At 72.9% G+C, this 25032-nt stretch carries 22 protein-coding genes and 1 tRNA gene; 10 read left to right on the top strand and 13 right to left on the bottom strand.

What is annotated here, in order from left to right:
- Positions 1–26: 26 nt before the first annotated feature.
- Positions 27–794 carry an SDR family oxidoreductase gene (locus QRT05_RS15130; protein ID WP_289448170.1) on the bottom strand — a complete coding sequence of 256 codons (768 nt, stop codon included), beginning with the start codon at positions 792–794 and terminating at the stop codon, positions 27–29.
- A gap of 207 nt (positions 795–1001) precedes the next feature.
- Between QRT05_RS15130 and QRT05_RS15125 the strand changes: the two genes are divergently transcribed.
- The 4 genes from QRT05_RS15125 to cofD are packed head-to-tail and all read left to right on the top strand — an operon-like array spanning position 1002 to position 4930.
- The gene (locus tag QRT05_RS15125; protein WP_289448169.1) at positions 1002–2024 is read left to right on the top strand and encodes a putative F420-0 ABC transporter substrate-binding protein; all 1023 of its coding nucleotides are present in this window, start codon (positions 1002–1004) and stop codon (positions 2022–2024) included.
- Positions 2021–3091, top strand: coding sequence for a putative F420-0 ABC transporter permease subunit (locus tag QRT05_RS15120; RefSeq protein WP_407650364.1), 1071 nt, complete (start codon positions 2021–2023; stop codon positions 3089–3091). Before QRT05_RS15125 ends, QRT05_RS15120 begins: the two co-directional genes overlap by 4 nt.
- On the top strand, positions 3082–3903 hold the full coding sequence (locus QRT05_RS15115; protein WP_289448168.1) for a putative F420-0 ABC transporter ATP-binding protein: 822 nt from the start codon (positions 3082–3084) through the stop codon (positions 3901–3903). The genes QRT05_RS15120 and QRT05_RS15115 overlap by 10 nt, the downstream gene beginning before the upstream one ends.
- A 58-nt stretch (positions 3904–3961) precedes the next feature.
- Entirely contained in the window at positions 3962–4930 is a 969-nt protein-coding gene (cofD, locus tag QRT05_RS15110) for a 2-phospho-L-lactate transferase (RefSeq protein WP_289448167.1), read from the top strand.
- Between the two features lie 116 nt (positions 4931–5046).
- On the opposite strand, the gene QRT05_RS15105 is transcribed toward cofD, so the two are convergent.
- Together QRT05_RS15105 and cofC are read right to left on the bottom strand one after the other, a co-directional pair.
- Positions 5047–6318, bottom strand: coding sequence for an HNH endonuclease signature motif containing protein (locus QRT05_RS15105; protein ID WP_289448166.1), 1272 nt, complete (start codon positions 6316–6318; stop codon positions 5047–5049).
- 302 nt (positions 6319–6620) lie between these two features.
- Positions 6621–7268 carry a 2-phospho-L-lactate guanylyltransferase gene (gene cofC / locus QRT05_RS15100; protein WP_289448164.1) on the bottom strand — a complete coding sequence of 216 codons (648 nt, stop codon included), beginning with the start codon at positions 7266–7268 and terminating at the stop codon, positions 6621–6623.
- Between the two features lie 59 nt (positions 7269–7327).
- Between cofC and QRT05_RS15095 the strand changes: the two genes are divergently transcribed.
- Positions 7328–7888 (top strand): HhH-GPD-type base excision DNA repair protein, encoded by a 561-nt coding sequence (locus tag QRT05_RS15095; protein WP_289448163.1) that lies wholly within the window; start codon positions 7328–7330, stop codon positions 7886–7888.
- 49 nt (positions 7889–7937) lie between these two features.
- Positions 7938–8330 (top strand): YbjQ family protein, encoded by a 393-nt coding sequence (locus QRT05_RS15090; RefSeq protein WP_289448162.1) that lies wholly within the window; start codon positions 7938–7940, stop codon positions 8328–8330.
- A gap of 4 nt (positions 8331–8334) precedes the next feature.
- On the opposite strand, the gene QRT05_RS15085 is transcribed toward QRT05_RS15090, so the two are convergent.
- The 3 genes from QRT05_RS15085 to QRT05_RS15075 are packed head-to-tail and all read right to left on the bottom strand — an operon-like array spanning position 8335 to position 11338.
- Positions 8335–9552 (bottom strand): glycoside hydrolase family 3 N-terminal domain-containing protein, encoded by a 1218-nt coding sequence (locus tag QRT05_RS15085; protein ID WP_289448161.1) that lies wholly within the window; start codon positions 9550–9552, stop codon positions 8335–8337.
- Positions 9549–10316 (bottom strand): coenzyme F420-0:L-glutamate ligase, encoded by a 768-nt coding sequence (gene cofE / locus QRT05_RS15080; protein ID WP_289448160.1) that lies wholly within the window; start codon positions 10314–10316, stop codon positions 9549–9551. Before cofE ends, QRT05_RS15085 begins: the two co-directional genes overlap by 4 nt.
- The gene (locus QRT05_RS15075) at positions 10313–11338 is read right to left on the bottom strand and encodes a TIGR03557 family F420-dependent LLM class oxidoreductase (protein WP_289448159.1); all 1026 of its coding nucleotides are present in this window, start codon (positions 11336–11338) and stop codon (positions 10313–10315) included. The genes cofE and QRT05_RS15075 overlap by 4 nt, the downstream gene beginning before the upstream one ends.
- Before the next feature lie 138 nt (positions 11339–11476).
- Here QRT05_RS15075 and valS point away from each other — a divergent pair, with 138 nt between their 5' ends.
- From valS to QRT05_RS15060, 3 genes are read left to right on the top strand one after another with little or no spacing between them, the layout of a single operon-like run.
- Positions 11477–14104, top strand: coding sequence for a valine--tRNA ligase (valS, locus tag QRT05_RS15070; RefSeq protein ID WP_289448158.1), 2628 nt, complete (start codon positions 11477–11479; stop codon positions 14102–14104).
- A 22-nt stretch (positions 14105–14126) separates the two neighbouring features.
- Complete coding sequence (locus tag QRT05_RS15065) at positions 14127–14966, top strand: aldo/keto reductase (protein ID WP_289448157.1); 840 nt, start codon at positions 14127–14129, stop codon at positions 14964–14966.
- 32 nt (positions 14967–14998) lie between these two features.
- A complete protein-coding gene (locus QRT05_RS15060) occupies positions 14999–16804 on the top strand; it encodes an AMP-dependent synthetase/ligase (protein ID WP_289448156.1) in 1806 nt (601 codons plus the stop codon).
- Positions 16805–16811: 7 nt separating this feature from the next.
- Here QRT05_RS15060 and QRT05_RS15055 read toward each other — a convergent pair whose 3' ends face one another.
- The 6 genes from QRT05_RS15055 to tig all read right to left on the bottom strand — a co-directional run bounded on the left by QRT05_RS15055 (position 16812) and on the right by tig (position 22972).
- Positions 16812–17999, bottom strand: a complete 1188-nt coding sequence (locus QRT05_RS15055) for a baeRF2 domain-containing protein (RefSeq protein WP_289448155.1) — start codon at positions 17997–17999, stop codon at positions 16812–16814.
- A 177-nt stretch (positions 18000–18176) separates the two neighbouring features.
- Positions 18177–18488, bottom strand: a complete 312-nt coding sequence (locus QRT05_RS15050) for a chorismate mutase (protein ID WP_289448154.1) — start codon at positions 18486–18488, stop codon at positions 18177–18179.
- 30 nt (positions 18489–18518) lie between these two features.
- The gene (gene clpX / locus QRT05_RS15045; RefSeq protein ID WP_289448153.1) at positions 18519–19799 is read right to left on the bottom strand and encodes an ATP-dependent Clp protease ATP-binding subunit ClpX; all 1281 of its coding nucleotides are present in this window, start codon (positions 19797–19799) and stop codon (positions 18519–18521) included.
- Between the two features lie 193 nt (positions 19800–19992).
- Complete coding sequence (locus tag QRT05_RS15040; protein WP_289448152.1) at positions 19993–20706, bottom strand: ATP-dependent Clp protease proteolytic subunit; 714 nt, start codon at positions 20704–20706, stop codon at positions 19993–19995.
- A 33-nt stretch (positions 20707–20739) separates the two neighbouring features.
- The gene (locus QRT05_RS15035; protein ID WP_289448151.1) at positions 20740–21357 is read right to left on the bottom strand and encodes an ATP-dependent Clp protease proteolytic subunit; all 618 of its coding nucleotides are present in this window, start codon (positions 21355–21357) and stop codon (positions 20740–20742) included.
- A gap of 226 nt (positions 21358–21583) precedes the next feature.
- Positions 21584–22972 (bottom strand): trigger factor, encoded by a 1389-nt coding sequence (tig, locus tag QRT05_RS15030; RefSeq protein WP_289448150.1) that lies wholly within the window; start codon positions 22970–22972, stop codon positions 21584–21586.
- 222 nt (positions 22973–23194) lie between these two features.
- On the opposite strand from tig, the gene QRT05_RS15025 reads away from it, so the two are divergent.
- Positions 23195–24877 carry an AMP-binding protein gene (locus QRT05_RS15025; RefSeq protein ID WP_289448149.1) on the top strand — a complete coding sequence of 561 codons (1683 nt, stop codon included), beginning with the start codon at positions 23195–23197 and terminating at the stop codon, positions 24875–24877.
- Between the two features lie 8 nt (positions 24878–24885).
- Here the strand turns inward: QRT05_RS15025 and QRT05_RS15020 are convergent.
- A tRNA-Pro gene (locus tag QRT05_RS15020) sits at positions 24886–24959 on the bottom strand.
- Between the last annotated feature and the right edge of the window lie 73 nt (positions 24960–25032).

The raw sequence follows: 25032 nt of genomic DNA, 5'->3' as shown, positions 1-25032 counted from the left end.
GCAGCACCTGTAGGACCGCAGCGGGCTCAGGCCGTCGTGCGGCGCGAGGTCTTGGTGTTGCTCGCCTGGGCGCGGGGCCGGACCACCAGCAGGTCGACGTTCACGTGCGCGGGCCGGGTCAGCGTCCACGCCACCGCGTCGGCGATGTCGTCGGCGACCAGCGGCTCGTACCCGGCGTAGACCGCCGCCGCTCGCTCGGCGTCGCCGTCGAACCTGACCAGCGAGAACTCCTCGGTCGCCACGGCGCCGGGGGCGATCTGGATGACACGGACGGGCTCGTCGACGATCTCCCAGCGCAGCGTCGTGGCGAGCATCCGTTCGGCGTGCTTCGCGCCGGTGTAGCCCGCGCCGCCCTCGTACGCCCCGTCGGCCGCGGTCGACGTGATCACGACGACGTCACCGCCGCCCCGGGCCCGCAGCAGCGGGAGCACCGCCTGCGTGACCCGCAACGTGCCCAGCACGTTGATGTCGTACATCGAGCGCCACTGCTCGACGTCGGACGTGGCGACCGGGTCCAGGCCGAACGCTCCGCCCGCGTTGTTGACGAGGGCGTCCAGGCCGCCGGTCGCCTCCACGTACGACGCGAGGGCCGCCACGTCGTCGGCCTGCGTGATGTCGGCGGCGAACACCTCGGCGCCGGTCTCCTGAGCCAGCGCGGCGAGCCGGTCGGCGCGACGAGCGGTCGCGACGACGTCCCACCCGTCGGCGCGCAGGCGGCGGACGGTCGCGGCACCGATGCCGGACGAGGCGCCCGTGACGAGGGCGCGGCGGGTGGACGTTGCGTCGGTGGTCATGAGGACAACCGTAGGCCGCACGCGGCTTTCGAGGGCGACCACCCGGGCGGACGCACTAACCTGGGACCAGGACCCCGGCCGGACGTGGCCGGGGATCACCGCCCGGAGCTTGGGCGGTCTCCGGGGCGCGACGTGCGCCCGAGCCCGTGATCACGCGGTACTCGCCGCGCCACCAGTCCCCGGAGCCGCACCGTGCCCTGTCCCCCTGTGTCCACCTCCGCCCGTCGACGGGCGCGCTCCGGCGCCGTCCTCGTCGCGCTGGGCCTCGCCCTGGCCGCGTGCTCGTCCGCCGCCGACGGGGCCGATCCGGGCGCGCCCACCAGCGGCTCGCCGTCGTCGGACGGACCCGCGACATTCGCGCCCGTGAGCCTGGACAACTGCGGGACGGACGTCACCGTGACGTCACCGCCCGAGCGCGTGGTGACCATCAAGTCGTCCACCACCGAGATGATGCTGGCCCTCGGCCTGGCCGACCGCCTGGTCGGGACCGCGTTCGCGGACGGCCCCGTGCCCGAGCAGTGGGCCGCCGCCGCGGCCGACGTGCCCGTGCTCTCGCCGCAGGTCCCCGGTCAGGAGGCCCTGCTCGCGCTCGACCCCGACTTCGTCTACGGCGGCTGGGAGTCGAACTTCTCCGCGGACGGTGCGGGTGAGCGCGCCGCCCTCGGGAAGCTGGGGATCGGCACGTACGTGTCACCGGCGGCGTGCAAGGAGCCCGACTACATGCCCGACCCGCTGACGTTCGACGACGTGTTCGCCGAGGTGCACGAGGTGGGTTCGCTGTTCGGCGTCCAGGACCGCGCGGACGCCGTCGTCGGCGACATGCGCTCGACGCTGGAGTCGGCCACCCCGCCCGCCGCGCCGACGACTGCCCTGTGGTACTCGTCGGGGACGGACGCGCCCTACGTCGGGGCGGGCATCGGCTCGCCGCAGATGATCATGGACGCGGCCGGCCTCACCAACATCTTCGCGGACGTGCACGACACGTGGACCTCCGCCGGCTGGGAGAAGATCGTCGCCGCCGACCCGAGCGTGATCGTGCTCGTCGACGCGTCGTGGAACACCGCGGCGGACAAGATCGCGCTGCTGGAGTCCAACGCCGCGACGCGTGAGCTCACGGCCGTGCGGGAGAAGCGATACCTGACGCTCCCCTTCGCGGCCACCGAGGCGGGGGTGCGCAACGCCGACGCGGTGGTGTCGCTCGACGAGCAGCTGGCGGCGCTCGACCGGTGACCAGTACCGCTCCGGCCGGCAGCCTGCGCCTCGCGGGCCCCTCCGCACCGCGACGCCGCGTGCCGCTCGCGCCGCTCGTGGTCGCGGGCGTCGCCGTGCTCGTCGCGACCGTGCTGGTGGCGGTCACCATCGGCCCGGCAGGGCTGGGCGTCCAGGAGGTGGCGCGCAGCATCGCGGGCCACCTCGGGCTCGACGTCACGCCGGTCCCCCGGCTGCACGACGCCATCGTGTGGGACCTGCGCCTGCCGCGCGTGCTGACCGCCGCGGCCGTCGGGGCCGGGCTCGCGCTGTCCGGAGCCGTGATGCAGTCGCTCACGCGCAACCCGCTCGCCGACCCGTACCTTTTGGGGCTCTCGTCGGGAGCGTCGCTGGGTGCGGTCGCGGTGCTCGTCGTCGGCGTCTCCCTGCTGCTCCCCGTCGCGGCGTTCGCCGGCGCGCTGCTCGCCCTCGTCGCCACGTTCTCCCTCGCGCGCGCGGGCGGGACCCTGACGCCGAGCCGGACCGTGCTCGCCGGGCTTGCCGTGTCGCAGCTGTGCGCGGCCGGGACGTCGCTGGTCATCTTCTGGACCGCGACGGGCGACTCCTACCGGGAGATCCTGTCGTGGCTGCTGGGCTCGCTGGCGGGTGCGACGTGGCAGTCGGTCGCGATCGCCGGCGTCGCGGTGGTGGTCGTCGGCGCCGTGGTGCTCGCGCAGGCGGTCCGGCTCGACGCCTTCGCGTTCGGCGACACGGCGGCGGCGGCGCTGGGCATCGACGTTAACCGCACGCGCTGGTCGCTCATGACCCTCGTCGCCGTGCTCACGGGCGCCATGGTCGCGGTCAGCGGCGCGATCGGCTTCGTCGGCCTGGTGCTGCCGCACGCGGTCGCCTCGCTGACCGGTCCCGGGCACCGTCGCCTGCTGCCCGTCGCGGCGCTGGCCGGCGCCGTGTTCCTGGTGTGGGCGGACACCGTGGCGCGGACCGTCTTCGACCCGCGCGAGCTGCCCGTCGGGATCGTGACGGCCCTGGTCGGCGTCCCGGTGTTCGCGGTGCTGCTGCGCCGGCGCGAGGGGGCGGCATGGACCTGATCATCGACGGCGCCGGCACCCGCCTCGGTGGCCGCTGGGTGGTGGACGGCGTCGACGCGACGCCTCCGGCCGGTCATCTGACGGGGCTGCTCGGGCCGAATGGCGCCGGGAAGACGACCCTGCTGCGGCTGATCGCCGGCCTGCTCACGCCGGAGTCGGGCGCGGTCCTCGTCGACGACATCCCGGTGCACACCCTGCCCCGGCGCGACCGCGCGCGCCGGATCGCGCTCGTCGAGCAGGAGTCGTCCAGCGCGGTCCCGCTCACGGTGCGCGAGGTGGTCGCGCTGGGGCGCGTCCCCTTCCGCTCGCTGTGGGGCACCGACGACGACGAGGGCGCCGTCGACCGGGCGCTGGACGCCGCCCATGCCGGCTCCCTGGCCGACCGGGCCTGGTCCACCCTCTCGGGCGGTGAGCGCCAGCGCGTGCACATCGCCCGGGCGCTCGCGCAGCAGCCGCGCCTGCTGCTGCTCGACGAGCCCACCAACCATCTCGACGTGAGCGCACAGCTGTCGCTGCTGGCGTTCGTCCGTGACCTGCGGATCACGAGCGTCGCCGCTCTGCACGACCTCAACCTCGCCGCGGCGTTCTGCGAGCACGTGCTCGTGCTCTCGGGCGGGCGGCTCGTCGCCGCGGGGCATCCCGCCGACGTGCTCGTCCCGGCGCTGATCCGCGAGGTGTATGGCGTCGAGGCCGACGTGCTCACCCACCCGCGGACCGGGCGGCCCGTGATCGCGTTCCACGAGCCGACCAGCGGTGCACCGTCGGCCGTCCACCGCACGGCCGACTCCGCTCCGGCGCACCCGCGACCGTGACCGTGACCGACTGCACCTGCTCCCCGCGCCGCCACCACCACTACCAGGAGGACCCTCGATGAAGATCACCGTGCTCTCGGGCGGGGTCGGCGGCGCACGCTTCACGCGCGGGCTGCTCGCCCACCTGGCCGGCGACGCGGACGCACAGGTCACCGTCGTGGCCAACACCGGCGACGACATGTGGCTGCACGGCGTGCGTGTGTGCCCCGACCTGGACACCCTCATGTACACCCTCGGCGGTGCCGTGCACGAGGAGCAGGGCTGGGGCCGGCGCGACGAGTCCCGGCGCACGTCCGACGATCTGGCGGCCTACGGGCTGGGCTGGGACTGGTTCACGCTCGGTGACCTGGACCTGGCCACGCACCTGGCGCGCACCGAGCTGCTGCGCGCGGGCCTGCCGCTGTCCGAGGTCACGCGACGCCTGTGCGAGCGGTGGCAGCCGGGGGTGCGGCTGCTGCCTGCCACCGACCAGGAGGTCGAGACGCACGTGCAGACGGCGGACGGGCTCATCCACTTCGAGGAGTGGTGGGTGCGACACCGTGCAGGGCTGCCCGCGACCGGCTTCGTGCAGGTGGGGCTCGAGGGGGCCACGGCCGCACCCGGCGTCGTGGCGGCGCTGCGCGACGCCGACGCGGTCGTGCTGCCGCCGTCCAACCCGGTGGTCTCGATCGGCACCATCCTGGCGATCCCGGGGGTGCGCGAGGCCCTCCGCTCCGCCCGCGGACCCGTGGTGGGTGTGAGCCCCATCGTCGGCGGCGCACCCGTGCGGGGCATGGCCGACGCGTGCCTCGAGGCGATCGGGGTCGAGGCGAGCGCTCTGGCCGTGGCGGACCTCTACGGCCGTCGATCCTCCGAAGGGATCCTGGACGCCTGGCTCGTCGACGACGCGGATGCCGATGCCGTCGGACCCCTCAGCGCGGCTGGCTGGACCGTGGCGTCGACGGACACGCTGATGGTGGACGTGCCGGCCGCCGCACGCATCGCCGCCTCCGCGCTTGCGCTGGTCGGGCTGGGCGCGGGGAACTGAGAAGGAGCAAGCTTGGCCGGCACCTGCCGCTCGGGCGCGCGGCTAACCCCGCGGGTCACCGACAGGGGTCGGACGACTGGTCAACGGCGCGAGTTATCGGCAGGTAGCGCGATCGGCTAGAACGGCGGGTCGCCGTCGTCGCGCGGGGGCGGCCGACGGTGGCGCCTTTGCGCGTAGAGCTCGGGAGCCGCGACCACCTGGATGGGTGACCGCGCGTAGGTGATGCCCAACGGGCTCGTCCACACGGTGTTGCCGGTTGCCGGGTCGCGGCGGACGTTCCAGACCTTGGCGGTCTTCGCCTGGTGGTGCCTCTTGCACAGGGCATGGAGGTTGTCCGCGCACGTCTGCCCGGCTCCAGGCCTACCGGCGTCGTAGGGAACGATGTGGTCGATCTCGGTGCGCATCGCCGGCTGACGGCAGCCGGGATAGGTGCAGGTGACGTCACGCGCGAGCACCGTGCGGGTGAGGTCGGCACCGGGTCGGTAGGTGGTGCGTCCCACCGCGACGAAGGCGCCCGTCACGGCGTCCGTCAGGATGCGTCGCCACGTCGCGTCCTGCGCGAGCTCGCGAGCCACGGACGCCGGGATGGGGCCGTAACCAGCGAGCTCGGCAGGCTGGTCGTCGAGCCCCATCAGCGTGGTCGCGGCAGCGGTCACGTTGATCAGCGCTCGCGAGCCGTGCCGCCGAGGCACCCGAACACCGCCGGGCGTCCGTTCGTCGTCGATGATCGCCCCGAAGATGTCGGTGAAGGCATCCGCGCGGCGCTGGTCGACCGTGCGCGTGTCGCAGGCGTCGTCGGTGGCACCCGCGAGGGCGTCGATCACGGTGTAGGCGCTGATCGCCGCCGCGGCCGGGATGAACGCGATGAGGCGCGCCATGGAGTCGTTGGCCCACTGGAGCTCGACGCCGCGGTCCGCCCTCGCCGCCGCGGCACGCTTCTCTGCCATGGTCGGATCGACGAGGAGGACCTGTCGGCGAACGTGGCGCACCAGCTGCGGCGCGGTGAGTCCGCGCGCAGCCTCCGTCGCCTCCGCGATCAGCCGTGCTCGCGCCTGCCCCGCTCCGAGCGGCAGGCTGCCCTCCAGGATCACGTCCACCTTGCGTGCATCGATGGACCCGGCCAGGAGCGCGTCGGCGAGCACCGGGTGTGCCTGCATCCCGAGCGCGCGTCCGGCAAGGACGTCGACGGCATGCTTCGTCGTCGTCATGGCGCAGGCGAGCTCGTCGCTCACGAACTCGCGCATGGGCGTCTTGCGAGCCATGACCTCGGCGATCGCACGGCCCTGGTGCGCCGCGGCCATCGCGGACACCTGGTGCCAGCCCGCCACGACCTCGACCAGCTCCGCCGCCGACAGGTCCGCGAGCTCCAGCGACGAGAGCAGGCTCACGACCTGCGCGATCGACGCCTGGACCGGAAACGTCGGGACACCGTCCGTTGGCGAGAGGACGCCATCCGCCTCGGTGGCCACGTCGTCCGTTGCGTGGAGCGCGCTGCGCGGTCCGGAGGACACGGGGGTCGCGGCAATGGGCGCAGCGCTGCGGCGAGATGCCACATACCCACCTGGCCGCATCGTTCCCCCCGGGTCGCCTTGTTCGAACAAGTGTACGACCTAGGGCTGACACGCGACCGCGCCAATTCACAGGGGCGGCCACCCACCGACCCGCGTCGAACCGGAACGCGAACCGGCCCTCAGCCCAGCAGCCGTGCCAGCAGCGCCGCCGTGCGCCGCCCGACCCTCGTGGCCTCCAACGCCTCCAGGTCCGCAGGCAGGTCCACGTCCCGCCGCACGCTCGACGCAAGAGGGACGTCGAGCCGCACGTGCCCCGCGGCGGCGTGCGCAGCAGCCGACCCGGTGCCGAAGTGGGGCACGGGGTCCACGGCGCCGAGAGCGGTCAGGAGCGTGGTCCCGGTCCCCTCGGCGTCCGCCACGAAGCCGCGTGGCACCGTCGCGGCAAGCGCCAGGGCGGCATCGAGGTCGGCGGGCTGCAGCGCGGGAAGGTCGCCGAGGAGGGCGGCGACCGCGACGCCGGGTGCCGCGGCCCGTGCCGCCGCGACGCCGGCGAGCACCGCGGCGTCCAGCGGCGGCCGAGAGGTGCGCGCAGGCTCGGGAACCACCCCGAACGACGACCCGCTCAGGGCCGGGTCGGCGGTCACGACGAGCACGCGCCGGACGTGCGAGGCCGCGAGCGCCGCATCGACCGTGTCGAGCGCCATCGCCCGCACGAGCGCCGCGCGCACGCGCTCGTCGAGCACGCCGGCGAGCCTCGACTTGCCCTCCGTCGCCACCTTCACCGGCACCACGACGACCCAGGGCACCGCACGCTCGATCGACGTCACGCGACGATTCTTCCCCAGCGCCCACCCTCCGGCGGACGACGGCGTGGCAGCATGCAGGCATGGGCTTCGGAATCGCCAACGACGCGGCGGCAGACCAGGTTCTCGACGAGCACCCCTTCGCCCCGCTCGTCGGGATGCTCCTCGACCAGCAGTACGGCATGGAGCACGCGTTCCGCGGGCCGTGGAAGGTGCTGACCCGGTTCGGCAGCCTCGACCCGACCGCGATCGCCGAGGCGGACCCCGTCGAGTTCACGGCCCTGTGCAGCACGCCCCCGGCCATCCACCGCTACCCCGCGGCCATGGCGGCGCGGCTGCAGGAGCTCGCGCGGATCATCCGCGACGAGTACGACGGCGACCCGACCCGGCTGTGGACGGAGGCGAGTTCGGGCAAGGACCTGCTCAAGCGCCTCACGGCGTTGCCGGGCTTCGGCAAGCAGAAGTCGCAGATCTTCGTCGCGCTGCTCGCCAAGCAGCTGGGCGTCCGCCCCGAGGGCTGGGAGGCGGTGGCGGGCGACTACGCGCTCGAGGGCTACCGCTCGGTCGCCGACGTGGTCGACGAGGCGTCGCTGCTCAAGGTGCGCGAGTTCAAGCAGGCGAAGAAGGCGGCCGCGCGAGCCTGAGCCGCGCGCCTGACACGCCTGCCCCGCACGGGCTGGGACCATCGTGCCCATGATCGTGGTGACGACGAACGACCTGCCCGGCTACCGCATCCAGGCCGTCCTCGGCGAGGTCATGGGCATCACGGTGCGCTCGACCAACATCGGCTCGGGCTTCACCGCGGGCCTGCGCGCGATCGGCGGCGGCGAGATCCCCGAGTACACCAAGATCGTCACCCAGAGCCGCCAGGACGTGATGCACCGCATGGTGACGGACGCGCAGAACCGCGGTGCGAACGCCATCATCGCGATGCGGTTCGACACCGGCGCGATCGGCCAGTTCTCCGAGGTGTGCGCCTACGGCACGGCCGTCATCGCCGAGCCGATCCCGGCCGGCCAGGCCGGAGCGACGGGGCAGTCCGCTCAGGTGGCGGCCCAGGCCGGCCCGCCCGAGCCCGGGGCCTGACCGCTCACGCGCGCGGCCACGCGCCCTTCGCCCTGAGCACGCGCTCGGCCGCCGTGCGCACCTTCGCGGCGAACGCGGGATCCGTGCGCGCCCGGTCGACGACCGCGGCCACCATCTCGTGCGCCACCGTCGGGTCCTTCGACACCAGGACCAGGTCCACACCGGCGTCGAGCGCCCGCACCGCGCGCTCCCCCGGCGGCCAGGCGGCGACCTGCTTTGCGCCCGACAGGTCGTCGGTCACGACGAGGCCCTCGTAGCCCAGGTCGCCGCGCAGCATGCCGGTCACCACGGTCGACGAGAAAGCCGCGGGGTTGTCGGGGTCGATGCGGCTGTAGATGGCGGTCGAGACCATGACGGACAGCGGCTTCGCGGCGATCCCGGTCGCGAACACGTCCACGGACGCGTCGTCGCGCGTCGTCACCGTGTCGGTGACCCCCGCGGCGTCGTCGGTGTTCTGGGTGACACGTCCCAGCCCCGGGAAATGCTTGAGCGAGACGCCCACCCCGGCCGACGAGAGGCCCGCGCTGAACGCGTCGGCGTGCGACGTCACCGACGACGACGTGAAGCCGTAGGAGCGGTCGAGCGCACCCACGGGCGGGTTCGCGGCGGGGTCACCGTCCACGAGGTCCATGACGGGAGCGAGGTCGAGGTTCACCCCGACCGCCGCGAGCTCCTGGCCCCAGCCGGCGGCCTTGGCGCGCAGGTCCGCCGGGCTGAGCTGCGCCTGGTCGACCGCCGAGGGGATGGTCGAGAACCCGGGCCCGCGCAGCACCTGGACCTCGCCTCCTTCCTGGTCGGTGGCCACGAGCAGCGGGACCGACCGCGTGCTCGCGGGCCCGACGAGCGCGGTGAACGAGTCGACGAGCGCGCGCACCGGTACCGCCCCCTCGGTCGTCCGGCCCTGCAGGAAGAGGTTGCCCACGTGGTCCTCGATCACGGCGTCGCGGCTCATCTGACGCGGGTCGCTCACGCTCACGCCGACCATGAACACCTGGCCGACCTGCTGCTCGAGCGTCCACCCGTCCCACGCACCCGAGGACGACGGCGTCGGCGTCGGGCTCGGGCTCGAGGCGGACGACGGGCTCGCGGCCGTGCGCGTCGGGGACGACGACGCAGCGGGCGCGGACGGCTGCGACGGCCGCGCGACCCACACCGCGAGCGCGGCGGCGCCGAGCGTCACGACCAACCCGAGCGTGACCCACGGCGCGCGCGACGAGCTCACGCCTTGTCCTCCAAGGCGTCCTTCCAGCCCTGCGCGTACGCCTCGGCGCTGCCCTGCGCGAACATGTCCTCCGGCCCCAGCCGCACGAGCGCGGCCGCACCCGGTCCGTCCTCCTCGGTCACCCGGTGCGCCAGCCCGCGGACGACTGCGAGCGGCCGGCCGTCGGCCTTGCCCTTGACCAGCTCCGCGGCGGCGGCCACCTCGTCGGCGACCGCGGCCACGGTCATGACCAGCGGTCGGCCGAACGAGTCCACCTGCCCGCGCAGGTCGTCCAGCACGACGACGCCCGCGGCCCCGATCGCGATGTCCGTGACCCCCTGCCGCCAGGGCCGCCCGGCCGTGTCGGAGACGATGACTCCGATGCGTACCCCGAACTCCGCGGACAGCCCCGCCCGCAGCGCCCGCGCGCTCGCGTCGGGATCGACGGGCAGCAGCAGCACGGTGCCGACAGGCGTGTTGGAGGCGTCCACCCCGGCGGCCGCCATGACCAGCCCGAGCCGGTTCTCCACGATCCGGGTGATCCCGCCCGCGTGCTCGCGCGTCGCGACGACGCGCACGGTCTCGTCGGTGATCGCCTGCTCGCGGTCGTCCGCGTCGACGGAGCGCCCCTCCGCCTTGGAGACGACCTTGCTGGTCAGCACCACGATGTCGCCGTCGCGCAGCCCATGGGCGTCCGAGCGCAGCAGCCCGGAGAGCAGCGCGACCAGGTCGTCGCCCGCCGTGACCTCGCCGAGACCGGACGGCGCCCAGACCTCGAAGCTCATCGCACCAGCTTGGGGAGCACCTGGGAGCCGAAGACCTCGATCCACTCCCGCTGGTTGCGGCCCACGTCGTGCAGGTAGATGCGGTCGAAGCCCAGGTCGACGTAGCGCTGCAGGTCGGCGCGGTGCACGTCCGGGTCGGAGGAGATGATCATGCGGCCCTCGAAGTCCTCGGGGCGCACCAGCTTGGCCATCTGCTCGAAGTCGAACGGCGTGCGGATGTCGCCCTTGGGGAACTTCATGCCCCCGTTGGGCCACTGCTGCATCGCGTTGGCCAGGGCCTCCTCGTCCGTGGGTGCCCAGGACAGGTGCACCTGCAGCGCGCGCGGCATCGTCGAGGGGTCCTTGCCCGCCTCGCGCGCGCCCTCGTCGAACTTGCCGAACAGGCCGCTGATCTTCTCCAGCGGCGCACCGACCGTGATGAGCCCGTCGGCGTGCCGCCCGGCCCGCTTGGCGGTCACGGGCCCGGCGGTCGCGACCAGGATCTCGGGCGCCTCCTCCGGCATGGTCCACAGCCGCGTGGACTCGAGCTTGTAGAACTGCCCCGCGTGCTTGACGTCCTTGCCCGCGAGCGACGCGGAGAACAGCTTCTTGATGATCTCGATGGCCTCGAACATGCGGTTGATGCGCTCGGGCGCCTCGGGCCAGTACTGCGCGGTGATGTGCTCGTTGAGCGCCTCGCCGGAGCCCAGCCCCAGCCAGTGCCGGCCGGGATACATCGCGGCGAGGGTCGCGGAGGCCTGCGCCACCATCGCCGGGTGCCAGCGGAACGTGGGCGCGGTGACGCCCGGCCCGATGTCCCCGACGGTCCGCTCCCCGAGCGCCGTCAGCACGTTCCAGACGAACGACGCCTCGCCCTGCGCCGGCACCCACGGCTGGTAGTGGTCGGCCGCCATGACGCCCGAGAAGCCGTGCTGCTCCGCGAGCACCGCGAGCTCCACCGCCTCCATCGGGGGGAACTGCTCCAGCGCTGCCGCATAGCCGACCGTCAGGCCGGCCGCCGTCACTCCAGACACTCCACACATCCCTCGTCGATCGTCGGGCCGCCGCGTCTGGCCGCCTCCAGCGACCCTAACGCCGGTGTCGCCGCGCCGTGTTCCGTGCGCGCCCGGTCGCGAGACCGGTGCGCACGCGGGGTCGGCCGTCTGGGAGGATGTCTGACCATGACCGACCTGAACTCCACGAGCCCCGCCCCCTCCCCTGCAGCCGGCACGGGGCAGGTACCGGACAAGGTCTCGCTGGACGGGGTCGAGGAGCGCTGGGACGCGGCCTGGGCGGCGCAGGACCTGTACGCGTTCGACCGCTCCAAGACGCGCGAGCAGGTCTACTCCATCGACACCCCGCCGCCCACGGTGAGCGGCTCGCTGCACGTCGGCCACGTGTTCTCCTACACGCACACCGACGTCGTCGCGCGCTACCGCCGCATGCAGGGCGCCGAGGTCTTCTACCCCATGGGCTGGGACGACAACGGCCTGCCCACCGAGCGCCGGGTGCAGAACTACTTCGGCGTCCGCTGCGACACCTCGCTGCCCTACGACCCCGACTTCACGCCCCCGTTCGAGGGTGGCGACAACAAGAGCAGCAAGGCGGGCGACCAGCAGCCCATCAGCCGCCGCAACTTCATCGAGCTGTGCGAGCGGCTCACGGTCGACGACGAGCGCCAGTTCGAGCAGCTGTGGCGCCGGCTCGGCCTGTCCGTCGACTGGTCGCTCACGTACCAGACCATCTCGGCCGATGCGCGCGCCGTCGCCCAGCAGGCGTTCCTGCGCAACCTCGCCCGCGGCGAGGCCTACCAGGCTGAGGCGCCCGGGCTCTGGGACGTGACGTTCCAGACGGCCGTGGCGCAGGCCGAGCTCGAGGCACGCGACTACCCGGGTGCGTACCACCGGGTGGCGTTCCACGGCGCCGACGGACCCGTGCACATCGAGACGACGCGTCCCGAGCTGCTCCCCGCGTGCGTCGCCCTCATCGCGCACCCCGACGACGAGCGCTACCAGCACCTGTTCGGCACCACGGTGACCTCTCCGCTGTTCGGCGTCGAGGTCCCGGTGCTCGCGCACCCCGGCGCAGAGCAGGACAAGGGCGCGGGCATCGCGATGTGCTGCACGTTCGGTGACCTCACCGACGTGCAGTGGTGGCGCGAGCTGCAGCTGCCCACGCGCTCGGTCATCGGCCGCAACGGCCGCCTCCTCTCGGAGGTCCCCGAGTGGCTGACCACCGAGAGCGGGCGCGCGCTGTACGCCGAGCTCGGGGGCAAGACCACCTTCTCGGCGCGCGAGCTCGTGGTCGCCGGGCTGCGGGAGTCGGGCGACCTCGACGGCGAGCCGGTCAGCACCCAGCGCAAGGCCAACTTCTACGAGAAGGGCGACAAGCCCCTCGAGATCGTCACGAGCCGCCAGTGGTACATCCGCAACGGCGGGCGGGACGAGGAGCTGCGCGAGGAGCTGCTCGCACGCGGCACGGAGCTCGACTTCCACCCCGAGTTCATGGCGGTCCGGTACGAGAACTGGGTGGGCGGCCTCAACGGCGACTGGCTCATCAGCCGCCAGCGGTTCTTCGGCGTGCCGTTCCCGGTCTGGTACCCGCTCGACGCCGACGGCGAGCCCGACCACGCGCACCCGATCATCGCGTCCGAGGACCAGCTGCCCGTCGACCCGTCGTCCGACGTCCCCGTCGGCTACACCGCGGACCAGCGCGGCGTGCCCGGAGGCTTCGTCGCCGACCCCGACGTGATGGACACGTGGGCGACCTCCTCGCTCACGCCGCAGATCGCGGGCGGCTGGCGCACGGACCCCGACCTGTTCGAGCGCGTGTTCCCCATGAACCTGCGTCCGCAGGGTCAGGACATCATCCGCACGTGGCTCTTCTCGACCGTGGTGCGCGCCCACCTCGAGCACGGCGTGCTGCCCTGGTCCGACGCGGCCATCAGCGGCTGGATCCTGGACCCGGACCGCAAGAAGATGAGCAAGTCCAAGGGCAACGTCGTCACGCCGATGGGCCTGCTGGAGGAGCACGGCTCGGACGCGGTCCGCTACTGGGCCGCCTCGGCGCGGCTGGGCACCGACGCGGCCTTCGAGATCGGGCAGATGAAGATCGGCCGCCGGCTCGCGATCAAGATCCTCAACGCGAGCAAGTTCGCGCTGTCGTTCGGCACGGTCGAGCTGGACCCCGCCCTGGTCACGGTACCGCTCGACCGCGCGATGCTCGCGGGACTGGCGGACGTCGTCGACCGCGCGACGACCGCGCTCGAGGGCTACGACCACACGCGCGCGCTCGAGCTCTCGGAGACGTTCTTCTGGACGTTCTGCGACGACTACCTCGAGCTGGTCAAGGACCGCGCCTACGGCGAGGGCGCGGGCGCCGACTCCGCGCGTGCGGCGCTCGGCATCGCGCTCGACACGCTGCTGCGGCTCTTCGCACCCGTGCTGCCGTTCGCCACCGAGGAGGTCTGGTCGTGGTGGCGTGAGGGCTCGGTCCACCGCGCGCCGTGGCCGGTCTCGGCCCCGCTGCGCACCGCCGCCGCGGACGCCCACCCGTCCGTGGTCGCCGCCGCCGGTGCGGCCCTCGCCGCGCTCCGGAAGGTGAAGTCCGAGGCCAAGGTCTCCATGCGCACCGAGATCCTCGGCGTCACGCTCGACGTCCCCGCGGCGTTGCGCGCGAACGTCGAGCTCGCGCTGGACGACGTCCGGGCCGCCGGGCGCGCGACCGGCTCGCTCGACCTGGCCGAGTCCGACGGCGACGTGCTCGTCGCGCGGGACGCCACGCTGGGTGAGCCCGTCGCACGAGGCTGAGGCACGGCGTAGCGTCGCGTCCATGACGCTCGCGCCCACCCTTGCCCTGCACGACGGCCTCGCGCTCCCCGCGGTCGGCTTCGGTACCTATCCCCTGCGGGGCGAGACGGGCCTGGAGTCGATCCGGGGAGCCATCGAGGACGGCTACCGCCTCGTCGACAGCGCGTACAACTACGAGAACGAGGGCACGGTGGGCGCCGCGGTGCGCGCGTCGGGCGTGCCCCGCGACGAGCTGGTGCTGACCTCCAAGCTGCCCGGCCGGTACCACCGGCACGACGCGGCGGTCACGGCGGTGCACGAGTCGCTCTACCGCGCCGGCCTGGACCACTGGGACCTCTACCTCATCCACTGGCCCAACCCGGTCCAGGGCCACTACGTGGAGGCGTTCGCGACGCTGCTCGAGCTGCGCGACCGGGGCCTGATCCGCTCCGTCGGCGTGTCGAACTTCCTTCCCGAGCACCTCGAGGCGCTGCGCGAGCAGACCGGCGAGCTGCCCTCGCTCAACCAGGTGGAGCTGCACCCCCGGTTCGCCCAGGCGGGTCAGCTCGCGGCCGACGCCGGGCTCGGCGTGGTGACCGAGTCCTGGTCGCCCCTCGGCCGCGGCAGCACGGTCCTCGACGAGCCCGTCGTGACCGCGATCGCCGACGAGCTGGGCCGGACCCCCGCGCAGGTGGTGCTGCGCTGGCACGTGCAGCTCGGCGCCGTGCCCCTGCCCAAGTCGGCGAACCCGCAGCGCCGCCGCGAGAACCTGGCCCTCTTCGACTTCGAGCTGACGGCGGAGCAGATGGCGTCCATCGGCACGCTGGACCGGCCCGACGGCCGCATCCACGACCAGGACCCGGCGGTGTACGAGGAGTTCTGATCCACGCGACGGTGGCCCGCTAGGGTCGTCGCATGCGTGAGTTCAGCTCGCCGACGACGGCCACGACCGACCCTCGCGACAGCATCCCGGGGCTGCTCGCCGCGCGCCTGGCGCGAGACCCCGACGGCACCTTCGCGGAGGTGCGCGAGGGCGACGCCTGGACCGCGGTGACGGTCGCCGAGTTCTCGGCGCGGGTCAACGCCGTGGCCAAGGGCCTCGTGGCGCGCGGCATCGAGCCCGGCGACCGGGTGGGGATCATGTCGCGCACCCGGTACGAGTGGACCGTGCTCGACTTCGCGATCTGGGCTGCCGGGGCCGTCGGGGTCCCGGTCTACGAGACCGACTCGGCCGAGCAGGTGCGCTGGATCTGCTCGGACACGGGCACGCGGCTCATGGTCGTCGAGACCGCGGCCCACGCGCACGTCGTCGGGCAGGTGCGCGGAGACCTCCCGGGCCTGGTCGACGTGCTGGTGATCGACGACGGTGCGGTCGACGCCCTCGCGGCGGCGGGCACCGGGGTCGACGACCAGGAGATCGTCCGGCGGAGCGCGCTGGCCGGCATGGACGACCTCGCGACCGTGATCTACACGTCGGGCACCACCGGGCGCCCCAAGGGCGTCGAGCTCACGCACGGGAACTTCGTCTCGCTCTCGCTGGCCGCCGTCGACGGGCTGGGCGACGTGTGCGCCGTCCCGGGCGCGCGGACGCTCATGTTCATGCCGCTCGCCCACGTGTTCGCGCGGTTCCTGCAGGTGCTCTGCGTGCCCTCGGGCGCCGTGCTGGGCCACGCGCCCGACGCGCGGCACCTCGTCCGCGACCTGGGCGGCTTCCAGCCCACGTTCCTGCTCGCGGTCCCCCGCGTGTTCGAGAAGGTCTACAACTCCGCCGAGCAGACGGCGGGCTCGGGGGTCAAGCTCCGCATCTTCCGCTGGGCGGCCAAGGTGGCGATCACCTACTCCCGCACGCTCGACGAGCCGTCCGGGCCCAGCGCGGCCCTGCGCACGCAGCACCGCCTCGCCGGACGGCTCGTCTACGACAAGCTGCGCCATGCGCTCGGCGGCCGGTGCGACTGGGCCGTCTCGGGCGGCGCACCCCTCGGCGAGCGGCTCGGGCACTTCTACCGGGGCATCGGCGTGCGGGTGCTCGAGGGCTACGGCCTGACCGAGACCACGGCGCCGACGAGCGTGAACCGGCCCGGACTCACCAAGGTCGGCACGGTCGGCCCCGCGTTCCCGGGCACGTCGCTGCGGGTCGACGACGACGGGCAGATCTGGATCTCCGGGCCGCACGTGTTCCGCGGCTACCGGCACAACCCGGAGGAGACGGCGGAGGCGCTCGTCGACGGCTGGTTCCGCACGGGCGACGTCGGCACGCTGGACGACGACGGCTACCTCACGATCACCGGCCGCACCAAGGAGCTCATCGTCACGGCCGGCGGCAAGAACGTCGCGCCGGCCGCGCTGGAGGACCGGCTGCGCGGCCACCCGATCGTCAGCCAGGTGGTGGTCGTCGGGGACCAGCGGCCGTTCATCGGCGCGCTCGTGACGCTCGACGACGAGATGCTGCCGGGGTGGCTCGCCAACCACGGGCTGCCCGCGATGGACGTGCGCACCGCGGGCAAGGACCCCCGCGTGCTCGAGGCGCTGGACCGCGCCGTGGAGCGGGCGAACGAGGCGGTCTCGCGCGCGGAGTCGATCCGCAAGATCCGCGTGCTGGCGACCGACTTCACCGAGGCGAACGGCTACCTCACGCCGTCGCTCAAGGTGAAGCGGTCACTGGTGCTGCGGGACTTCGCGCCCGAGATCGACGCCCTCTACGTGGACACGCGCGGCGACTGACCCCGCGTCACAGCACCGTCCGCAGCCGGGCCTGGTCGGCCGACTGGCTGGGCACCGCCTCGCTGGGCGTCGAGTCGTCGGACCACCGCAGCAGCGCGCCCACGCCGTCGACCAGGTCGAGAGGTGAGTCCTCGGCGAACGTCACGCCGGCCTCCTGACCGAGCGCGGCGCGCACGAGCGCGATGTCCGCGGTGTAGCGGGAGCCATCGTCCACCCCGATCGCCGCGAGGTCCTCCTCGCTCGTGGCGAGCTCGAGAGGGCCGGGACCGACGAACAGCTCGCGCGCCGCGAGCGCCGACAGCGCGCCCACGTCCAGCACGAGCTCCGAGACCTGGCCGCGCGCGAGCACCGCGACGACGTCGTCGAGCGAGGTCACCGTGTTCTCGCCGCGACCCTGCGCGGTCGCGAACCGGTCCAGCACGCCAGCTCGCCGGGCACGCCGGAAGTCCTCGGCCGCGGCCGCCACCTTCGCCTCGAAGGCCGCCTCGTTGACCCCGTCACCGCGCCCACCACCGGCGACCTCCACCAGCGCGCCCCGGGCCTCCTGCCCGAGCGCGTCGCGGACGAACCCCACCGCGCGCGTGTCGCCGGTGAGCAGCACGAGGTCGGGCGATTTCTCTCGGACCGCGCGGTCGACGGCCGCCGCGACGGCCTCGGCGTTGCGCTGCCAGGAGTCCTCGGCGCGCGTCTGGCTCCGCCGGTCCAGGCCGCCCTCGCGCGTCTTGTGCACGTCGTCGTGGCCGCCCTCGACGGTCTCGGACTCGCGTGCGCCCTCGGCGGCGGCGCCGAGCGAGCGCCACACCAGGTCGGCGCCCGTGCGGTCGGCCACCACGAGCAGCGCCGAGACGGCCTCGTCGGCCGACCGGATGGCCGGCAGCAGCGCGGGGAGCGGGCCGTGCACCGCCGTGGACTGGGCGGGCGGCTCGGACAGCAGGCGATCGACCCGGACCCCCTCGGCGTCGGCCACGATCACCCGGCCGTGCGGGCCCCGGGCACCCGTCGGCACGGCGAGCAGGTCCCCGATCTCGTCGAGCACCCCCGCGGGCGCGCCGTCGCGCTCCAGGGACCGCCGCAGAGACCTCCACCGGTCCGCCGTCTCGGCCTCTCCGGCCACCTCCGCCCGGGTCGCGTCGATGAAGACTGTGGTGAACGGCGACGGGCGTCCGAGCAACGGCTTGAGCCAGTGCAGGTCCATGGGCAGCACCTCCGGGAGCAGGCGGCACCGGCCACGACAGGCCTGTACGGTCCCCGTCGCCCAGCCGGAACTGACGTTCCCCACCTTGCTGGACTTGGGCCCCCGGCGCCACCCCTACGGGTGACAACCTGCAGCGACGCGTTCACCCGGACGCGACCCTCCGGGGCGAGGCGCGCGTCAGGCGTCGCGCGACGCCTGCGCGATCTCCTCGTGGTGGCGGATGACCTCGCTCACGATGAACGCGAGGAACTTCTCCGCGAACACGGGGTCGAGGTCGGCCTGGTGGGCCAGGTCCCGCAGCCGCGCCACCTGCTCGGCCTCGCGGCCGGGGTCCGACGGGGGCAGGCCCTGGGCTGCCTTGAGGTGGCCGACCTGCTGGGTCGCCTTGAACCGTTCCGCGAGCAGGTACACCAGGGCGGCGTCGATGTTGTCGATGCTGCCGCGAAGGCGCGCGAGATCGGCGGGGATCGGGGCAGGCAGGTCGCTCACGGGGCCGATCCTAGGCGGGGCGAGCGGGGGTCAGGCGCTCTTCTCGCGAGGCGGTCGCTTCTCGCGCGGGATGTCCCGCGGGACGAGCGTGGGGTTGACGTTCTCGAGCACCACGGCGCGCGTGATGAGCACCCGCGCGACGTCGTCGCGGCTGGGCACCTCGAACATAACCTGCTGCAGCACCTCTTCGAGGATCGCGCGCAGGCCGCGCGCACCAGTCCCCCGCAGGAGTGCCTGGTCCGCGATCGCGGCGACCGCCTCGTCGTCGAACTCGAGCTCGACGCCGTCGATCTGGAACATCCGCTGGTACTGCTTCACGAGCGCGTTGCGCGGCTCCGTGAGGATCCGCACGAGCGCGTCCTGGTCCAGCCGGTTCACGGCGGCGACGACGGGCAGGCGGCCGATGAACTCGGGGATCAGGCCGTACTTCTGCAGGTCCTCGGGACGCACCTCCGAGAACAGGTCGCCCTCGTCGTGCGCCTCCACGAGGGGGGCGCCGAAGCCGACGACCCGCTTGCGCGCACGCGCGGCGATGATGTCGTCGAGGCCCGCGAACGCACCGGCCACGATGAACAGCACGTTGGTGGTGTCGATCTGGATGAACTCCTGGTGCGGGTGCTTGCGACCGCCCTGCGGGGGGACCGAGGCGGTGGTGCCCTCGATGATCTTCAGCAGCGCCTGCTGCACGCCCTCGCCGGAGACGTCGCGCGTGATCGAGGGGTTCTCGCTCTTGCGCGCGATCTTGTCGATCTCGTCGATGTAGATGATCCCCGACTCGGCCTTCTTGACGTCGTAGTCGGCGGCCTGGATGAGCTTGAGCAGGATGTTCTCGACGTCCTCACCCACGTAGCCCGCCTCGGTGAGGGCCGTGGCGTCCGCGATCGCGAAGGGGACGTTGAGCATCCGCGCCAGGGTCTGCGCGAGGTACGTCTTGCCCGTGCCCGTGGGGCCGACGAGCAGGATGTTCGACTTCGCGATCTCGACGTGGTCCTCGGTGGTGGTGCGGACACCTTCACCGGCCTGGATGCGCTTGTAGTGGTTGTACACCGCGACCGACAGGGCCCGCTTCGCGGACTCCTGGCCGATGATGTAGTTCTCGAGGAACTCGAAGATCTCCTTCGGCTTCGGCAGGTCCACCAGACCCACCTCGGAGGCCTCGGCCAGCTCTTCCTCGATGATCTCGTTGCACAGCTCGATGCACTCGTCGCAGATGTACACGCCCGGGCCCGCGATGAGCTTCTTGACCTGCTTCTGGGACTTGCCGCAGAACGAGCACTTGAGGAGGTCGGCCCCGTCCCCGATTCGCGCCACGTCGTGTCCCTTCCTTCGCATGCTCCGTCCGGGCGGACGGAGCGTCAGCCCCCGACTGCGGGGGCGCTTTCCCCATTGCACACCACGACGGGCGCGATGTCAGCCGTACCCGCTGTCGGGCGTGGCGTGTCTGGCAAAAGTCTCGCGCGTACGGCCGGAGCCTGACCCCGGCCGCACGCTCGAGACCCGCGGATCAGGACTCGATCTGGCTGGGCTCCACCGTGGTGGCGCGCACACCCTTGCGGCTGGCGAGCACCTGGTCGACGATGCCGTACTCGTGCGCCTGCTTGGCGGTGAGGATCTTGTCCCGCTCGATGTCCTTGCGGACCTGGTCGAGATCACGGCCCGTGTGGTGCGCGAGCGTCTCCTCGAGCCACTCCCGCATGCGGATGAGCTCGTTGGCGTGGATCTCGATGTCGGAGGCCTGCGCGTAGCCGCCGCCCTCCATCGCGGGCTGGTGGATCAGCACGCGGGCGTTGGGCAGCGCGAGGCGCTTGCCCGGCGAGCCGGCGGCCAGCAGCACGGCCGCGGCCGAGGCCGCCTGGCCGAGGCAGACCGTCATGATCTCCGGCTTGATGTACTGCATGGTGTCGTAGATGGCCGTCAGGGCCGTGAACGAGCCACCGGGCGAGTTGATGTAGATGGTGATGTCGCGGTCCGGGTCCGTGCCCTCGAGCACGAGGAGCTGGGCCATGACGTCGTCGGCCGAGGCGTCGTCCACCTGCACGCCGAGGAAGACGATGCGGTCCTCGAACAGCTTGGTGTACGGGTCCTGGCGCTTGAAGCCGTACGCGGTCCGCTCCTCGAACTGCGGCAGGACGTAGCGCGACGACGGGCCGGCGGGGGCGAACCCGCCGGGACCGGCGAGCCGGCCCGCGCGGGCGATGAACTGAGACTCGATGCTCACGTGATTCTCCTCAGGCGTCTACGTGGAAGGGGCTCAGGCCGTGCCGCCGCCGCCGGCGACGGACCCGGCGGACTCGACGACGTGGTCGATGAACCCGTACTCGAGCGCCTCCGGCGCGGTGAACCAGCGGTCACGGTCCGAGTCGGCGTGGATCTGCTCCACGTCCTTCCCGGTCTGCTCGGCGATCAGATCGGCCAGCACGTTCTTCATGTGCAGGATCAGCTGCGCATTGATGCGGACGTCGGTGGCCGTGCCGCCGATGCCGCCCGAGGGCTGGTGCATCATCACGCGGGCGTGCGGGGTCGCGTAGCGCTTGCCCTTGGCGCCCGACGAGAGCAGGAACTGGCCCATGGAGGCCGCCATGCCCATGGCCACGGTGGCCACGTCCGGCTGGATGTACTGCATGGTGTCGTAGATCGCCATGCCCGCGGTGATCGAGCCGCCGGGCGAGTTGATGTACAGGAAGATGTCCTTGTCGGGGTCCTCGGCCGCGAGCAGCATCATCTGCGCGCAGATGGCGTTCGCGTTCTCGTCGCGGACCTCGGAGCCGAGCCAGATGATGCGCTCGCGCAGCAGACGGTTGTAGATGCTGTCGTTGAGGCCGAAGCCCGGGGACTCGGTCCGGGCCAACGCCGGCACGTTCTGGTTCACGAAGGCTCCTTCGTCTGGCGGCTGCGTACTGCTCTGTCCTGCGGTACGTCTGTCGTGCGGTGCGCCCGCCCTCGTGACGAGGGCTCGCGCGCTGCAGTGACCCTAACGCGAGCACGGGTCGGCTCAAGTCCCGGTCGGGGCCGTTTTCGCTCTGGGCGCAGGACCCCCGACAGGACGACGAAGGGGCCCTCACCGCGGTCGCGGCGGGGCCCCTTCGGGGTGGTCGTCAGGCCTTGATCTCGTCGGCCGTGTCGGGCGCGTCGGCGACGGCGGAGACGTCGGCAGCGCCGCCCTCGGAGCCGGCCGCCTCGGCCGCCGCCTCGGCGGCGTCCTCCTCGTCGGTGCCGATGAAGTCCGACAGGTCCACGGCCGCGCCGGAGGCGTCGGAGACGCTCACCTGGCGCAGCGCGATGGCGAGCGCCTTGGAGCGCGCGACCTCGGCGACCATGGCGGGGATCTGGCCGCCCTGGTCGAGGCTCTGGATGAAGGTGTTCGGGTCCACGCCGTACTGACGCGACGCGCTCACCAGGTAGTCGACGAGCTCGCCCTGCGAGACCTTGACCTCGAGCTTCTCGGCGAGCGTGTCCAGCAGGATCTGGTTGCGCAGCGCAGTGGTGGCCTGCTCGGTGACCTCGGCACGGTGCACGTCGTCCTCGAGGCGACCCTCGCCCTCGAGGTGGCGGTGCACCTCGGCCTCGACGACACCGCTCGGGACCGGGATCTCGGTCGCGGCGAGCAGCTGCTCGAGCAGCAGGTCACGGGCCTGCACGGCCTGGTTCGACGACTTGATGCGACCGGCCTGCTCGCGCAGGTCCGCCTTGAGCTCGTCGAGGGTGTCGAACTCCGAGGCGAGCTGGGCGAACTCGTCGTCGGCCTCGGGCAGCTGGCGCTCCTTGACCGTGGTCGCGGTGACCGTCACCTGAGCGTCCTCGCCCTCGTGCTCGCCGCCGGCGAGCTTGGTGACGAACGTGGTGGTCTCGCCGCTGGACAGGCTGGTCAGCGCCTCGTCGAGGCCCTCGAGCATGTTGCCCGAGCCGATCTGGTAGCTGACGCCGGAGACGTTGTCGACCTGCTCGTCACCGATCGTGGCGACGAGGTCGATGACGACGAAGTCGCCCTCGGCCGCCGGACGGTCCACGCCCACCAGGGTGCCGAAGCGCTCGCGCAGCGCGTCGAGGCGACCGGCCACGTCCTCGTCGTCGACCTCGAGGCCGTCGACCGTGACGGCGAGCCCGTCGAGCTCGGGCACGGTGATCTCCGGGCGGACCTCGACCTCGGCGCTGAAGTGCAGCTCGCCTTCGTCGCCCGCGACGAGGCCGGGGACCTTCGTGACCTCGACCTCGGGCTGGCCCAGCGGGCGCAGCTTGTTCTCGCGGACGGCCTCGGCGTAGAAGCCGGACAGGCCCTCGTTGACGGCGTGCTCGATGACCGCGGGGCGGCCGATGCGCTGGTCGATGATGCGCGGCGGGACCTTGCCCTTGCGGAAGCCGGGGATGTTCACGTCCTGCGCGATGTGCTCGTAGGCGTGCGCGATGCTCGGCTTGAGCTCGTCGTAGGTCACCTCGACGGTCAGCTTGACCTTGGTCGGGTCCAGGGTCTCGACGGCGCTCTTCACTTCGATGGTCTCCAACTGATCGGGGGCCTGCACCGGCGAGTCCGGCGGCTGGCACGCTGTGAGCCGCGCAGCCGACGAACGGCGCGCAAGCGACCCTCGATGGTACGCCACGGCCGGTGCCGACCGCCAAAACGCCCGGTCTTTCCCTCACCGGTGGCGCTGCGGCGGAACCCACTAAGTTACGCTTCGGTAACTTACGGTTGCGTAGGTTACGGTGGGCGCATGTCGGAGCACCGCAGCCCGTGGCACGCGTCGTACGGACCGGGGGTGCCCACCACGGTCGAGGTTCCCGACGAGGCCGTCGGCGCCTCGCTGGAGCGCGCGGCGGCCCGGTGGCCGGACCGCGTGGCCGTGGACTTCCTCGGCGCGGCGACCACCTACCGCTCGCTGGCGGACCAGGTGGGCCGCGCGGCCCAGGTGCTCCTCGAGCTCGGCGTCGAGCCCGGAGACCGCGTCGCGATCGCGCTGCCCAACTGCACGGCGCACGTCGTCGCGTTCCACGCGGTGCTGCGGGTCGGCGCCGTGGTGGTCGAGCACAACCCCACCTACACCGCCCGCGAGCTCGCCCACCAGCTGGCCGACAGCGGCTCGGTGGTCGCCATCGTGTGGGAGCACACCGCAGCGGCCGTCCTCGCCGTCCAGAGCGAGACCGCCGTGCGCTCGGTGGTGGCCGTCGACCTCAGCGCGGACCTGCCGCGCCGCTCGCGCCTGGCCCTGCGCCTCCCCGTGCCCGCGGCCCGCCGCACCCGGGCCGCCCTGCGCGCGCCCGTCCCCGACGGCACGCCCGAGTGGCACCGCCTGGTGGCGCGCAGCGCGCCGATCGCGCCGGACCACCCGCGACCGTCGTCGGGCGACCTCGCCCTCATCCAGTACACGGGCGGCACGACGGGAACGCCCAAGGGCGCCATGCTCACGCACGCGAACCTCGTGGCCAACGCCGTGCAGGGGCAGGCGTGGACCGGCGCGGAGCCCGGCACCGGGACGATCTACGGCGTGCTGCCGTTCTTCCACGCCTTCGGTCTCACGCTGTGCCTCACCTACGCGAGCCGGATCGGCGCGACGCTCGTCGCGTTCCCCAAGTTCGACCCGGACCAGGTGCTGGCCGCCCAGCGCCGTCGCCCCGGCACGTTCCTGCCCGCCGTGCCGCCCATGCTCGACCGGCTCGCTGCCGCCGCCGAGGCCACGCACGCCGACCTGACCTCGTTCCGGTACGCGATCAGCGGCGCCATGCCGCTGCCGCGCGCGACCGCCGAACGCTGGGAGCGCCTGAGCGACGGCTACGTCGTGGAGGGCTACGGCCTGACCGAGACCTCTCCCGTCGCGCTCGGCAGCCCGCTGTCCCCCGCCCGCCGCCCCGGCGCCCTGGGTCTCCCGTTCCCCAGCACGGACATCCGCATCGTCGACCCCGCCGACGTCGCGCACGACGTCACCGAGGGCGAGCTCCTCATCCGCGGGCCGCAGGTGTTCGCCGGCTACTGGAACCGGCCCGAGGAGACCGCCGAGCAGCTGCTCCCGGGCGGCTGGCTGCGCACCGGCGACATCGTGCGGATGGACGACGACGGCATGGTGGTCCTCGTCGACCGCATCAAGGAGATGATCGTGACCGGCGGCTACAAGGTGTACCCGTCGCAGGTGGAGGAGCAGCTGCGCGCGATGCCGGGCGTGCAGGACGTCGCCGTCATCGGCGTCCCCGCGGGCGACCTGGGCGAGCACGTGGTCGCGGCCGTGACGCTCGACGAGGGTGCGTCCACGGACCTCTCGGCCGTGCGTGCCTGGCTCGAGCCGCGTGTCGCCAGGTACGCGCTCCCCCGCGACCTGGTGGTGCTCTCGGAGCTGCCGCGCTCGCTCATCGGCAAGGTGCTGCGCCGCGCGGTGCGCGAGGAGTACCTCACGACGCACGCCTGATCCACCGGTCGGGATGGCGGGATTCGAACCCACGACCTTCCGCTCCCAAAGCGGACGCGCTACCAACCTGCGCCACATCCCGTGGCACGCACAGCCCGGTCCGTCCCGGCCACGCGCCCACTGTCCTGCTGCACGGGAGCGTATCGCCCCGCGCA

Origin of the sequence: Cellulomonas edaphi (assembly GCF_030362815.1) — a bacterium.
Lineage (GTDB): Bacteria > Actinomycetota > Actinomycetes > Actinomycetales > Cellulomonadaceae > Cellulomonas > Cellulomonas edaphi.
This window is presented reverse-complemented; position numbering and strand designations above follow the sequence as displayed.